Annotated in this window: 10 protein-coding genes and 2 pseudogenes; 3 read left to right on the forward strand and 9 right to left on the reverse strand. The window is 37.6% G+C overall.

Features of this window, described 5'->3' with window-relative positions:
* Positions 1-48 precede the first annotated feature (48 nt).
* The 5 genes and pseudogenes from IPP64_04130 to IPP64_04150 all read right to left on the reverse strand — a co-directional run bounded on the left by IPP64_04130 (position 49) and on the right by IPP64_04150 (position 6410).
* Positions 49-837 carry a TIGR00266 family protein gene (locus IPP64_04130; GenBank protein ID MBL0328605.1) on the reverse strand — a complete coding sequence of 263 codons (789 nt, stop codon included), beginning with the start codon at positions 835-837 and terminating at the stop codon, positions 49-51.
* A gap of 207 nt (positions 838-1044) precedes the next feature.
* Positions 1045-1422, reverse strand: a complete 378-nt coding sequence (locus tag IPP64_04135) for a GxxExxY protein (GenBank protein ID MBL0328606.1) — start codon at positions 1420-1422, stop codon at positions 1045-1047.
* 433 nt (positions 1423-1855) lie between these two features.
* A pseudogene (locus tag IPP64_04140) lies at positions 1856-5241 on the reverse strand (methylmalonyl-CoA mutase family protein).
* Positions 5242-5367: 126 nt separating this feature from the next.
* Complete coding sequence (locus tag IPP64_04145; GenBank protein MBL0328607.1) at positions 5368-5763, reverse strand: hypothetical protein; 396 nt, start codon at positions 5761-5763, stop codon at positions 5368-5370.
* Positions 5763-6410 (reverse strand): aminopeptidase, encoded by a 648-nt coding sequence (locus tag IPP64_04150; GenBank protein ID MBL0328608.1) that lies wholly within the window; start codon positions 6408-6410, stop codon positions 5763-5765. Before IPP64_04150 ends, IPP64_04145 begins: the two co-directional genes overlap by 1 nt.
* Before the next feature lie 146 nt (positions 6411-6556).
* On the opposite strand from IPP64_04150, the gene IPP64_04155 reads away from it, so the two are divergent.
* Entirely contained in the window at positions 6557-7297 is a 741-nt protein-coding gene (locus IPP64_04155) for a YdcF family protein (GenBank protein ID MBL0328609.1), read from the forward strand.
* 2 nt (positions 7298-7299) lie between these two features.
* Here IPP64_04155 and IPP64_04160 read toward each other — a convergent pair whose 3' ends face one another.
* The 4 genes and pseudogenes from IPP64_04160 to IPP64_04175 all read right to left on the reverse strand — a co-directional run bounded on the left by IPP64_04160 (position 7300) and on the right by IPP64_04175 (position 12809).
* Complete coding sequence (locus IPP64_04160) at positions 7300-8967, reverse strand: M1 family metallopeptidase (protein ID MBL0328610.1); 1668 nt, start codon at positions 8965-8967, stop codon at positions 7300-7302.
* Positions 8968-9086: 119 nt separating this feature from the next.
* Entirely contained in the window at positions 9087-9680 is a 594-nt protein-coding gene (locus tag IPP64_04165; protein ID MBL0328611.1) for a murein L,D-transpeptidase catalytic domain family protein, read from the reverse strand.
* Between the two features lie 197 nt (positions 9681-9877).
* Entirely contained in the window at positions 9878-10159 is a 282-nt protein-coding gene (locus IPP64_04170; GenBank protein ID MBL0328612.1) for a hypothetical protein, read from the reverse strand.
* Between the two features lie 17 nt (positions 10160-10176).
* A pseudogene (locus tag IPP64_04175) lies at positions 10177-12809 on the reverse strand (valine--tRNA ligase).
* A gap of 146 nt (positions 12810-12955) precedes the next feature.
* Between IPP64_04175 and IPP64_04180 the strand changes: the two are divergent.
* Positions 12956-13432 (forward strand): DUF1573 domain-containing protein, encoded by a 477-nt coding sequence (locus IPP64_04180; protein MBL0328613.1) that lies wholly within the window; start codon positions 12956-12958, stop codon positions 13430-13432.
* A gap of 41 nt (positions 13433-13473) precedes the next feature.
* Complete coding sequence (locus IPP64_04185) at positions 13474-13926, forward strand: DUF1573 domain-containing protein (protein MBL0328614.1); 453 nt, start codon at positions 13474-13476, stop codon at positions 13924-13926.
* Positions 13927-13985 lie beyond the last annotated feature (59 nt).

The raw sequence follows: 13985 nt of genomic DNA on the forward strand, positions 1-13985 counted from the left end.
TTGGTTAGGATAAAAATAATAAATAAAATTCATTTATAAAAATTTTATTTAGCTATTGTCACCATCAAACATTCTGCCAAGTCCGCCCAAAACGCTACCTTCTTCTTTTCCACCGCGTGAATAAGCCATTAAGCGACCTGCCAAACGGCTTACAGGTAAGGATTGTATCCAAACTTTGCCCGGTCCTTTTAATGTTGCGAAAAATAGCCCTTCTCCACCAAAAATCGTGTTTTTGATGCCTCCAACGAACTGAATATCATAATCAATATCCTGGGTAAATGCCACAATACATCCGGTATCAACTTTTATAAGCTCGCCCGGCATCAGTTGTTTTTCTATAATCATTCCGCCTGAATGCACAAATGCCAATCCATCCCCTTCCAATTTCTCCATAATAAATCCTTCACCCCCAAATAAGCCTGTTCCCAGCTTTTTTTGAAATTCAATCCCAATGCTAACTCCTTTTGCTGCGCATAAAAAGGCGTCTTTCTGACAAATGATTTTACCATTTAACGTACTTAAGTCCATGGGGATAATTTTTCCCGGATACGGAGATGCAAAAGTGATGCGTTTTTTCAGGTTTCCTCCGTTGGTGAAAGCGGTCATGAATAAACTTTCGCCTACAATTAGTCGTTTTCCGGCTGAGAATAATTTATCCATAAAGCCGCCTTGTTCTTTCGATCCATCTCCGAAAATGGTATCCATACGGATGCCATCGTCCATCATCATAAAGTTACCGGCTTCAGCAACAACCGTTTCGTTCGGGTCCAATTCAATTTCTACGCATTGTAATTCTTCCCCTAAAATTTTGTAGTCGATTTCGTGGTTTGATCTCATCTTTTTTGTTTTTTACCGCAGAGGGCGTAGAGTTTACGCAGAGCAACGCGGAGGTTAATTTTTTAATTTGTCGGGGTGGTAATATCATAATCCAGACCAATTTATACAGCTAGGAATAAATGTGACAGATTTACTGAAAATGGCAGGTTGTACAAAAAATTAACGCAGAGGGCTAGGAGAAAAGAAAAGAGAACCGCTGAAATTTATTTAATAGTTGTTTACTACTCTTTTTACCCCATTCGTTAATTTGAGAACATTGAAGTTTATGAGTAAGCCAACTTTACATTTTGATAGTTTCAGATATGTTAAAACTTGGGCAAGATGAATATCTTCTAATGCATCTATTGATTTCAATTCTAGTACAACTTTGTTTTCTATCAAAAAATCTGCACGATAGCCACATTCTAACTTCACTTCCTCGTAAATCAAGGGCAATGCTTTCTGTCGTTCAATTTTAAGATTTGTTTTAGAAAGTTCATAAAACAAACATTCTTCGTAAGCAGATTCTAATAGCCCAGGACCGATTGATTTATGAATTTTGATTGAACAGCCGATAATGATTTCTGTTATTTCATTCTCTGACATTTTTGTTTTAAAACTTAACGCCATGCGGTTATTCTTCCGCTGAATATCATTTTGTCATGATATCCCATTTGTTAACTCGAGTTTAAATTTTAATATTCTCCGCGCCCCTCTTGTTTCTCTGCGGTTTACCTTTTTCTCTACAATAACCTTTTAAATTATTCTCTGCGGCCTCTTGTTTTCTCTCCTTTTCTCTGCGGTTTACCTTTTTCTCTACAATAACCTTTTAAATTATTCTCTGCGGCCTCTTGTTTTCTCTCCTTTTCTCTGCGGTTTACCTTTTTCTCTAAAATAACCTTTTAAATTATTCTCTGCGGCCTCTTGTTTTCTCTCCTTTTCTCTGCGGTTTACCTTTTTCTCTAAAATAACCTTTTTAATAATTCTCCGTGGCCCTCTTGTTTTCTCCTCTTTTCTCTGCGGTAAAAAGTTGACGCAGCTACATATTTCTCCGATACTGCCCACCCACTTCAAACAATGCATTTGTAATTTGTCCTAACGAACAATATTTACAAACCTCCATCAAGCCTTCAAAAATGTTTTTGTTTTGAATGGCTGCTGTTTGCAAGTCACGCAAGAGTTGTACGGATTTATCACTGTTTCCTTTTTGTAATTCGGCCAACATTGTAATTTGATATTGTTTTTCTTCTTCCGTAGCTCGGATGACTTCTTTCGGAACAATAGTCGGAGAGCCTTTAGAGGATAAGAATGTGTTTACTCCAATGATTGGATATTCACCTGTATGTTTTAATGTTTCGTAGTATAAACTTTCTTCCTGAATTTTTCCGCGTTGATACATTGTTTCCATTGCACCCAACACGCCACCACGTTCGGTAATACGCTCAAATTCCAACAATACTGCTTCTTCTACCAAGTCAGTCAATTCTTCAATGATGAATGAACCTTGTAATGGATTTTCATTTTTAGCCAATCCTAATTCGCGGTTAATGATTAACTGTATCGCCATTGCTCTACGAACAGATTCTTCTGTAGGTGTTGTAATCGCTTCGTCATACGCATTTGTATGTAACGAATTACAATTGTCATAAATCGCATACAAGGCCTGTAAGGTGGTGCGTATATCATTAAAATCAATTTCTTGCGCATGTAAAGAACGACCTGATGTTTGAATGTGATACTTCAACATTTGTGAACGTTCGTTCGCTTCATATTTCAACTTCATTGCTTTTGCCCATATTCTACGGGCAACTCGGCCAATCACAGAATATTCCGGATCGATACCGTTGCTGAAGAAGAACGATAAATTCGGAGCAAATTTGTTGATGTCCATTCCACGACTCACATAATATTCAACATACGTGAAGCCGTTGGATAATGTTAATGCCAGCTGCGTAATCGGGTTGGCACCTGCTTCCGCGATGTGATATCCTGAAATAGAAACCGAATAAAAATTACGGATGTTTTTTCGGATAAAATAATCCTGCATATCACCCATTAAACGCAAAGCAAATTCTGTAGAAAAGATGCAGGTGTTTTGTGCCTGATCTTCTTTTAAAATATCCGCTTGAACTGTTCCGCGAACAGCAGCAATGGTTTCTGCTTTTATTTTTTCATAAACGTCTAATGGTAATACTTGGTCACCGGTAACGCCTAATAACATTAATCCTAAACCATCATTCCCTTCCGGCAATGGGCCTTGGTATGTCGGACGAACAACTCCTTTTTTCTTGAAGATGTCAACGACCTTTTTCTCAATCTCTTTTTCTAACCCGTTCTTTTTGATGTAAATTTCACATTGCTGATCAACTGCAGCATTCATGAAAAATCCGGTTAACATGGCAGCCGGACCATTGATGGTCATGGATACGGATGTTTTCGGATCTGCTAAATTAAATCCGCTGTACAATTTTTTTGCATCATCCAAACAACAAATCGAAACACCGGAGTTACCGATTTTTCCGTAAATATCCGGACGAATTGCAGGATCTTGTCCGTACAACGTTACACTATCAAATGCTGTACTCAAGCGGTGTGCAGGCATTCCCAAACTTACATAGTGGAAACGTCTGTTGGTGCGCTCTGGTCCGCCTTCTCCTGCAAACATACGTGTTGGGTCTTCACCTTCGCGTTTGAAAGGAAATACTCCGGCAGTATAGGGAAATTCACCCGGAAAATTTTCCTGTAAGTTCCATTTCAAAATATCACCCCAAGCTTCGTAACGCGGAGAAGAAATTTTTGGAATTTGAGAATGTGAAAGTGATTCGTAATGCGTTTTGATTTTTAATTCTTTGTCACGCACTTTGAAAATAAAAAATTCATTTTTGTATTGTTGAACTTTATCCGCCCAACCATCTAAAATAACTTTATTACGGCCGTCAAAACTTAATGCCACTTGAGCATACGTTTCTTCCAAGCCTTTGATGATTCGATCTTTGTCCTCAATTTTTGTTTCGTTCAGTGTATCGATAGACTTGCGAATGGAATATAATTTCTGTGCGAGTTCTTTTTGTTCATCCACCCATTTATCGTATCCGCGATTGTTTTCAGCAATCTCAGCTAAGTAACGTGTGCGGTGAGGAGGGATGATGTAAATTTTTTCGCTCATCTCATCCGTAACAGCAAAGTCTGATTTTAAATCGGCACCGGTTTTTTCTGCCAACTTGTTCACAATTGCTTTGTACAATTTATTCATCCCCGGGTCATTGAACTGCGATGCAATGGTTCCATACACAGGAATCAATTCATCATCGCCATCCCAGATTTGATGGTTGCGTCTGTATTGTTTTTTTACATCACGAATTGCATCCAGTGCGCCACGTTTGTCAAATTTGTTCAACGCAATGATGTCAGCAAAATCCAACATGTCGATTTTTTCCAACTGAGTTGCTGCTCCATATTCGGGAGTCATTACGTACAAGCTCATGTCGCTATGTTCGGTAATCTCCGTATCACTTTGCCCGATACCGGAGGTTTCCAGAATAATCAAATCGTAGTTGGCCGCTTTAACAATATCAATCGCCTCTTGTACATATTTTGATAAGGCCAAGTTGCTTTGGCGTGTTGCCAAGGAACGCATATAAACGCGCTCGTTACGAATGGCATTCATACGAATTCTGTCACCCAGCAATGCTCCGCCCGTTTTGCGTTTAGAAGGGTCAACAGAAATGATTGCAATGGTTTTTTTAGGAAAATCGATCAGGAATCTTCTTACCAATTCATCCACCAGCGAGGATTTCCCGGCACCACCTGTTCCGGTGATTCCCAAAACAGGAGTAACGGTCTTCGGTGAATTCTTTTTAATTTCAGGAAGAAATTTTGCAAATTCTTCAGGAAAGTTCTCAGCGGAAGAAATTAAACGGGCAATGGATTTAATGTCTTTGTCTTTTAAATGTTTGGCTTCACCATTTAAATTGTTTCCAGTTGGGAAGTCGCATTTCTCCAACATGTCATTAATCATGCCTTGTAATCCCATTGCGCGACCGTCATCCGGAGCATAAATGCGCGTGATGCCATACGCATGAAGTTCTTCAATTTCGGTAGGGAGGATGGTTCCACCGCCACCGCCAAATATTTTAATATGTCCGCAACCTTTTTGTTTCAAAAGGTCCAACATGTATTTAAAAATTCATTGTGACCACCTTGGTAAGAAGTAAGTGCAATCGCATTCGCATCTTCCTGAATGGCACAGTTTACAATTTCTTCAACGCTTCTGTCGTGGCCAAGATGGATTACCTCAACACCACTGCTTTGAATGATTCTGCGCATGATGTTTATGGCAGCATCATGACCGTCAAATAACGAAGCAGCGGTAACAATTCTAATCTTGTTTTTGGATTTATAAGGTTCTGTAACGAATGTGTTCATAGTCAAATCTTATGTTTTAGCTTAAGCCTGTCTGCCGACAGGTAGACTACAAATTTAATGTTTTCAATGGATTAAAACAAATGAATTTGAAAGGAGGGATTGTGTTGATTTTGTTTGCTTTACGGGTCACAACGAAGGATATTTTCCCTTCAAATATTCAAAATACTTTTTCAAATCGGAATTGAACTTTTCTTTGTACTCTTTTTCGAAAATTTCGTATTGAGAGTCATAGCGTTCAAAGGCCATAAAAAATGCATTGCCTTCGAAAAATGCTTGTTGTGTGTATTTGAAATAGTTTCTCTTTTTGTGTAAAGGAAGTTTGTTTATTCCTAAGACAATTTCCATGATGAGTGCTTTCTTTTGTATTTCAGTTTCTTGTTCTGAATTTCCTTTGCCCATTAACTTATAAAGGCTATCGAGTCTTTCTTTGCTTTTTAGAATGTAGGTAGTAAATATTTTTTGATCGGTTTTGTCTTGTTCATAGTCGATGTATTCTTTCGACTCTTTTCCGAAACGTTGAATTAAAAAAGCTCTGCGCCCTTATCACCAATAAAATTAGCAAGGTTTTCGTTGAAGTTTACATCGTTTTTTACAAATAAAGTCCCGTGCGTTAATTCATGGATGATTAAATTAGCGAGACTGCCTTCATCTTGGTTGAGCATGTTGGATAGAATAGGATCGTTGAACCAACCCAGTGTAGACCAGCCGGAAGGACTATAAACATCTATATCGTAACCTTGCATTTTTAATTTCAGAACTTCTTTTGCTGCTTCTTTTTTATCAAAAAAACCTTTGTAGGGAACGGCACCTAAAAAGGGAAATGTCCATTCTTTTGGAGTAAAGCTATAAGGCTCACATGCCGAAACATTTAAGAGTAAAGATTGTCCTTTTTGATCGTACACCGAAGTGTAATTTTTACTTTCGTTCATACCCAACTCTTCAACAGTAAATTTGCGCATGTCGTTGATGAGTCGGAGCTTTTGTTTTAATGAATCCGGGAAGGTGACATCCGTTAATACTTCTTCAACGGGTTTAGCTCCCCAAACCAGATCAAGTTGTCCTTTGCCTTGTTGAAGACCATAAATAGCCAATTTGTACTCGATTATCAGGAAGATGAAGAGTGCAAGCAGAAAAAACTGAAAGAAGAGCTTCAGAAGGCTTTTAAACATGGTATAAAGGTATTAATAATTCGGAAGGGTCACGTACTTTTAAGGGACATTCCCCTCTCCTTCGGAGAGGGGGGAGGGGTGAGGTCCGTAAATTTTTATATATTTGACTTCTAATTTTCGAAAAGGTGTTTTTTCTTCTCTCAAAATTGCTCTCTTTTGTAATCAGTCCAATTGTTTGGATTGTGACCTTGTTGTTTTTTTTCGTGTATTCCAAAAATGAAAAACGAAGAAAAAAAGCATTCTATTGGGCATTTGGCTTAATCCTGTTTTTTACAAATAGTTTTGTATTTGATGAGTTTTCTCGTGCTTGGGAAGTTCCTGCAACACAATACGAAGATTTGGAGATTTATGATGTTGGAATTGTATTGGGTGGAATGAGTGTATATGATGAAGATTTTGAACGCCCGCAATTTTACCGTGGCGTGGATCGCTTGTTGCAAACAGTGGAGTTGTACAAGTTGGGGATGATAAAAAAAATAATTTTCACGGGTGGTTCCGGGCGAATATTACAGCCGGATATGCGTGAAGGTGAATACATCAAACGGTATTTAATTTTTATGGGTATTCCGGAAGAAGATTTTATTATTGAATCACAATCAAAGAATACGCGCGAAAATGCATTGTTTACTAAAAATTTAATTGACGAGAAAAAAATTACAGGACGCTTTTTGTTAATCACTTCTGCTTTTCACATGCGCAGAAGCATCAATTGTTTTGAAACAGTTGGGTTAGAAGTAACACCGTATAGCACCGACAGGTATTCCGGACCGCGTAAATTCGAATTCGACCATTTGTTTATCCCTAATACTTCTGCCTTAAACGATTGGAATAACCTTATTCATGAAGTAGTTGGTTACATCACCTACAAAGTAATCGGTTACGGTTAAAATTACATTTTTAACTTTTTGTTTTTCTTCGTTCCATAATACATCTGATCTGAATTATCATAAAAATTCGGATACTCATTACTCAGTTTTATCGACTGCAGTTTCGTGGTTGGAAATAGTTGAATGGTTTTACCACCTACCAAAATCTTAATAGGCAAAACAAAATCAGCATTGGTGTTTTTCCATTTGAAAAAAAGTTGATCGTCCGTCCAATTGAATTCTAAAATGGGCGCTTCTCTTTGATAGAGGTATTGATTGAAAAACCAGTTAAAATCCTTTCCAGTTTTTTTATTGACCAAATCAACAAACGTTTCAGAGTAGATTTCTTTTTGGTGATTTTCCATTCGAAAAGTTTTTAGAATATCAAAAAACAAGGAGTCGTTGTCAATCGTCGTGCGCAATGTGTGCAATATCCAAGAGCCTTTGCTGTAAATATCCCCATCGTGGTAATCGAAGTAGCGGATTTCTCTTTGTCGAACTACCGGCCGTTTATTTAAAATGCTGATGCGTTGCCAATACATGTAATCTAAATACGCTTGGTAGCCTGAAATGCTCTCTACAAAAAGCGCTTCGCAATAGCTGGCAAATCCTTCATGGATCCATGCATCGGATAGGTCAGCTGCTGTTACGCTGTTGCCCCACCATTCATGTGCTGTTTCGTGTAAAATGATGTAATCGAATAATTCCTGATAATCGTTTTTATATCCATTTCCATAAGCGATTGCCGATTGATGTTCCATTCCTGCATAAGGTGATTCTACTAATTTAAAACCATCGCGTTGCCATGGGTAAGGGCCAAACATTTTTTCGTAAAAAGCCATGTGTTTTTTTACTTGTTGGAAGTGCAGTTTTGCTTTTTCGTAATTATACGGAAGTACATAATGATTGAGGGCTGTGGTTTTTCCACTCACATTACTTTCATATTTGTCTTCTAATAATTTGAAATTTCCCACGTACAAAGTCACATTGTAGTTATTGATCGGGTAAGAGATATGCCAATGGTAGGCTTTGCTTTCTTCTATAAAGCTGGTGTCTTTTAAAACTCCGTTGCTTACCGCCACCAAATCTTTTGGAACGATGATTGTTACATCAGTGCTGTCGGCTTCATCGTTCATTACATCCTTGCTAGGCCACCATAAACTAGAGCCTTCGCTTTCACACGCTACACCAATCCATGGGTTTCCATCTTTGTCTTTTTTCCAAACGAAACCTCCATCCCAAGGAGGACGCTTTGCTTCTGTTGGATTACCATCGAAGGCAATTTCGACCGAAAAATTTGTTCCGGCTTTAACTGTTTGGGGCATTTTTATAAAAATTGCGCCTTCTTCGCGCCAATAATTCAATGGGTTTTTTTCAGAGTCAACTGTGTAGACAGTCATATTTTTGTATAGATCGAGCTGAAGAGTATCAAAATCAACTACGGCTTTTGCACTGATGGTTACAATTCCTCGAATGAATTTTTCAGATGGTTCAATTCCAACAGTAATTTTATTGTGGTAAACATCAAAACAGGTTCTGTATTTTGTTGTTTCTGCCAATAACTTATTTTGTTTTGTTTCTTTCGGATACGTTCCTGCTTTCTTTGGATTGTATACTTTTAAATGGATGCCAAGTGCACCACACGAGGACAGGAAGAGAATTGGAACGATAAAGAGTAAGAGTTTTCTCATAATTTTAATTATTGTGCACCTGTTCTCGACTTCGCTCGAACTGACGTGTGTTGTCACTTCGAGCGGAGTCGAGAAGGCGCGTAAGAGGTGGTATTGAAATATAATCATTTTGTCAATGCTCAATCAAACATCCACAATAAAACCGGTTTCCCCGAAGCTTTTAATTTTGGATCCAATGTTTTCATGAATTTATTATCTACAGCCGGGCATCCCCATCCTTCCGGTGTTCCATAAGGATGTACTTCGTTTTCCGGAACATCGTCCCAAGAATGTAAAACAATTTGTCGTTTCAAAGCATTGCTGTTAGTGCTTTCTAAGCCATGAAGTAAATAGTTGACATTGATTCCCCAATTGCTATAGCCTCGTTTTCCCACTTTGAATTTCCCAATGGAGGTGCAATGGCTATCAGGTGTATTACTAAATTTTGGTTTTTCTTTGGTATACGTTTCACCCCAAGGATTGTTTCCGCATCCGTGAGCACACATTCCGGAAGCAAGGATGGAATCCTTTTTCATGTCCCATAAAAATGCACGCTTTTTACCGGAATGAATATTCATGTCGATTAAAATGCAGAAGTCGGTATTATAACCATTCGATTTACAAAAAGTGACCGCATCTTTTGATTTTTGTTTTAAACGGGTGGTTGTTTTTAGGTCCGTTTTAAACGAGAAGATTGAAATGCAGAAGAGTAGGAGGAGTGAATTCTTATACATGTGTTTTTTATTGAGGAACGTCTTTGTAAAAGAATTTATTGTTGATTCCGGTATTGTTATATTTAGAACGTCATTGCGAGGAACGAAGCAATCTGGTCTTGGATCGACTCTTTTCTTGTGATGTTAGATTGCTTCGTTCCTCGCAATGACGGTAATATGAAACCTATGTTTTCAAAAACAGTTTGAATTAGAAAAACTTAAATCTCTTTCGACTTCGCTAAGAACTTAATTACTCCTTCACCCAATTTTTCATTGATTTGAGCATAATGTTTTTTTACTTCTGCTCTAGTTTTTAATTTCTTGGTGCTGTTTACCTTTGAAATTAAATCATCAGCAAGGTCAACACATTCATCCACCAATGCTTCAATTTGACTTTCATCCAAACGGGAGTCACCGCTCAATAAAGCATTATAATACTCTTCAATTACATCACCCATTAAATGATTGATGTTTCTTTTTACGTCTCTGCGGTTAGCCATTTGTTTTTGTTTAGGTACTATTTTAATCCAGCCAATTGTTCTTCAATGGCTTTTATTTTTGATTCGGCATCTGCCAATTTTTTCTTTTCGTTTTCTACCATCTCTGGTTTAGCATTGGCAACAAATTTTTCGTTTGCCAATTTTGCTTGCACGGATTTTAAGAATCCTTTATTGTAATCCAAGTCTTTTGCCAAACGTTCTTTCTCTGCTGCTACATCAATGTTTTGTGATAACGGAACATAGTACTCAGCATGTTTTAATACAAATGAAAATGCTCCATCCACTTTCGCGGTAACATATTCGAAGCTACTTAAATTACAAAGTTTGATAATTAATGAATCGTAGGTTTTAATCACCTCTCCTTGATTTACTTTTTCAAATACTTGCAGCTTCTCTTTCGGAGAAATATTTTTTTGCTTGCGGATGTTGCGTATGTTGGTAATCACTTCCATTACCACATCAAAATGTTTGATGATGTCGGCCGTTTCGTTTTTTGTCTTTGGCCATTCGGCAACAATGATGCAATCCTTTTCCGAACGATCAGCAATCAAATGCCAAATTTCCTCAGTGATAAATGGCATAAATGGATGCAATACTTTTAATACTTTTTCCAAGAAAACAAGAGTGGCATCATACGTTGCTTTATCAATCGGTAAAGATTTGCCATCTACAAATTCAGGTTTGATCATCTCTAAATACCATGCACAGAAATCATCCCAAACCAATTTATAAGTGGTCATTAAAGCTTCACTCATTCGATATTTCGAATACAAATCGTTGATGATTTCTACCTGTTCATTGAATTTTGCATCAAACCATTCGATTGCAATTTTATTGGAATCGTTTTGTTGGATAGCACTGCTTACTTCAAATCCTTTGATTAAACGGAAAGCATTCCAAACTTTATTTGAAAAGTTTCTTCCTTGCTCACACATGCTTTCATCAAAAGGTAAATCATTACCGGCAGGCGAACATAATAACATTCCGACACGCACGCCATCTGCTCCAAATTTTTCAATTAACTCAATTGGGTCAGGAGAGTTACCAAGCGACTTGCTCATTTTTCGTCCTTGTTTATCACGCACAATTCCCGTTAAATAAACATTGGTAAAAGGTTTTTTGCCTTGGTATTCATAACCAGCAATAATCATTCGTGCAACCCAGAAAAATAAAATTTCAGGAGCGGTTACTAAATCATTTGTCGGATAATAATATTTGATGTCTTTGCCTTCAGGATTTTTAAATCCGTCAAAAACACTTATCGGCCAAAGCCAGGAAGAGAACCATGTATCCAATACATCTTCGTCTTGCTTAATTTGATTTGCAGTAACTGCTGAATTTTTTTCTTTTAATTTTTGTAATGCTTCTTCTTGTGTTTTTGCAACAACTGTGTTTCCTTTATCATCGTACCAGGCTGGAATGCGCTGTCCCCACCACAATTGACGAGAGATACACCAGTCGTGAACATTTTCCATCCAATGCTTGTAGGTGTTTACAAACTTTTCAGGAATCAATTTTATTTCACCATTCAATACATTCTCTAAGGCCGGTTTTGAAATTTTATCCATTTTCAAAAACCATTGCATGGAAAGCTTTGGTTCAATCACAGCATTGGTGCGCTCACTATAGCCTACTTTGTTTTTGATGTCTTCGATTTTTAAAATCTGTCCCATCTCTTCCAGATCCTTCGCAATTTTTTTACGAACTGCAAAGCGATCTTCACCAATGTAAAATTGTGCAGCAGCACTCATTTTTCCATCAGCAGCAAAGGTGTCAATCACTTCGAGTTTGTGTTTAACACCCAAGTTGTAATCGTTAATATCGTGCGCTGGCGTCACTTTTAGTGCACCGGTTCCAAATTCTAAATCAATGTAGGTATCAAAATAATTGGGACAGAACGGTTCACCATTGGAACAATTGCTCGTTTCCCTTTTAAATGTTTGTAGCGTTCATCTTCCGGGTGAACACAGATGGCGGTATCGCCAAGGATTGTTTCCGGACGAGTAGTGGCAACAGTTACAAATTCTTCAGTTCCTTCTATTTTATATTTAACATAATATAATTTGGAGTTCACTTCTTTGTGAATTACTTCTTCGTCTGATACAGCTGTTAATCCTTGCGGATCCCAGTTCACCATGCGTACACCACGATAAATTTGTCCTTTGTTATATAAGTCGATAAACACATCAATAACTGCTTCGCTCAAATCTTCCTCCATTGTAAAACGGGTGCGATCCCAATCGCAGGAAGCGCCCAGTTTTTCCAATTGTTTAAGAATGATACCACCGTATTTTTCTTTCCATTCCCAAGCATGTTTGAGGAAATCTTCGCGAGACAAATCCGTTTTTTTAATTCCTTTTTCGGCTAACAATGCAACTACTTTTGCTTCTGTAGCAATAGATGCATGGTCGGTTCCGGGCACCCAGCAGGCGTTTTTACCTTGCATACGTGCTCTTCGGATCAATACATCCTGAATGGTATTGTTTAACATATGTCCCATGTGCAATACTCCTGTAACGTTTGGTGGAGGAATTACAATGGTGTATGGCTCCCGGTCATCAGGAGTTGATTTAAAAAATTTATGCTTTAACCAATGGGCATACCACTTATCTTCGGTAACTTTTGGATCGTATGTTTTAGGAATTTCCATATTTATTTACTTACTTCGTTCTTCTTAAAAAAGTAGGCAAATCTAGTAAAAATTAATTTTCCTTTCTTTTTTTGATTATGGCATGGTTTTGGCTGTAAATTAAAACAAGAAATTAGCGCTGAAAAACGATTAAATTGTATACAAAAATGAAAAAATTAGCCTTCACATTCGGAACAGTATTATTTACTGTTTTTGCTGCATCCGCTCAGGAAAAAGTAACTCCTCCGCCTGCACCTACCAGCTTAGCTGAAATCACCTTTGAGCAAGAAACACATGATTTCGGAAATATTGAGTATGCTGGAAATGGGACGTATGAGTTTAAATTTAAAAACACCGGAAAAGAACCATTGATTATTTCCGATGCAAAAGGGTCTTGCGGTTGTACCGTTCCCACGTATCCTAAAAATGTTCCAATTAAACCGGGTGAAACTCAGGTAATTAAGGTTACTTATGATACAAAACGTGCCGGAAACTTTAATAAAACAGTAACTGTTACCTCAAATGCAAAAACGGCATCAAAATTGTTAACGATTAAAGGTAAAGTTGAACCAGCTCCTGTAGAAGAAGCATTTCCTTCGAATGGTAAAAAAGATGATGGTGCAACTCCATTAGAAAAACACTAAATCAATTAAACTAAATAATTAAAATCTCAAAATCACAAACAATGAAAAAAGTTATCCTATCAATTGGCTTAATGCTATGTGTTGCGGTTGGTGCGAATGCACAAGAAGCTGTAACTCCAAATCCAGTAAATCCAAATGCTCCGAAATTCAAATTTGAAACAGAGGTAGTTGATTATGGTACAATCGAACACAATGCGAACGGTGATCGTGAATTTAAATTCACCAATGTTGGAAAAGAGCCATTAATCATTTCAAATGCAGTAGGTTCATGCGGATGTACAACTCCAGTTTGGCCAAAAGAACCAATCAAACCAGGTGCTTCTGCTGTAATTAAAGTACACTATGCTACTGATAGAGTTGGTCAATTTGAAAAAACTGTAACGTTAACTTCAAATGCTGACACTCCTGCAAAAATATTAAAAATTAAAGGTGTAGTAAAACCAGATCCAACACCAGCACCAACAACTCCTGCTCCTGCTGAGCAAAAGCACTAGTTTGTTTTGTTTATTAGTATCTATTTCAAGCCCTTTTGGTTCTATTACCAAAAGGGTTT

It is taken from the genome of Bacteroidota bacterium (genome assembly GCA_016722565.1).
Classification (GTDB): Bacteria; Bacteroidota; Bacteroidia; order 2-12-FULL-35-15; family 2-12-FULL-35-15; genus 2-12-FULL-35-15.

Excerpts from the sequence above, each read along its gene's own strand:
- IPP64_04180 (MBL0328613.1), top strand. The coding sequence starts at position 12,956 with ATGAAAAAATTAGCCTTCACATTCGGAACAGTATTATTTACTGTTTTT.
- IPP64_04165 (MBL0328611.1), bottom strand. The coding sequence starts at position 9,680 with ATGTATAAGAATTCACTCCTCCTACTCTTCTGCATTTCAATCTTCTCG.
- IPP64_04160 (MBL0328610.1), bottom strand. The coding sequence starts at position 8,967 with ATGAGAAAACTCTTACTCTTTATCGTTCCAATTCTCTTCCTGTCCTCG.
- IPP64_04130 (MBL0328605.1), bottom strand. The coding sequence starts at position 837 with ATGAGATCAAACCACGAAATCGACTACAAAATTTTAGGGGAAGAATTA.
- IPP64_04135 (MBL0328606.1), bottom strand. The coding sequence starts at position 1,422 with ATGTCAGAGAATGAAATAACAGAAATCATTATCGGCTGTTCAATCAAA.
- IPP64_04185 (MBL0328614.1), top strand. The coding sequence starts at position 13,474 with ATGAAAAAAGTTATCCTATCAATTGGCTTAATGCTATGTGTTGCGGTT.
- IPP64_04150 (MBL0328608.1), bottom strand. The coding sequence starts at position 6,410 with ATGTTTAAAAGCCTTCTGAAGCTCTTCTTTCAGTTTTTTCTGCTTGCA.
- IPP64_04170 (MBL0328612.1), bottom strand. The coding sequence starts at position 10,159 with ATGGCTAACCGCAGAGACGTAAAAAGAAACATCAATCATTTAATGGGT.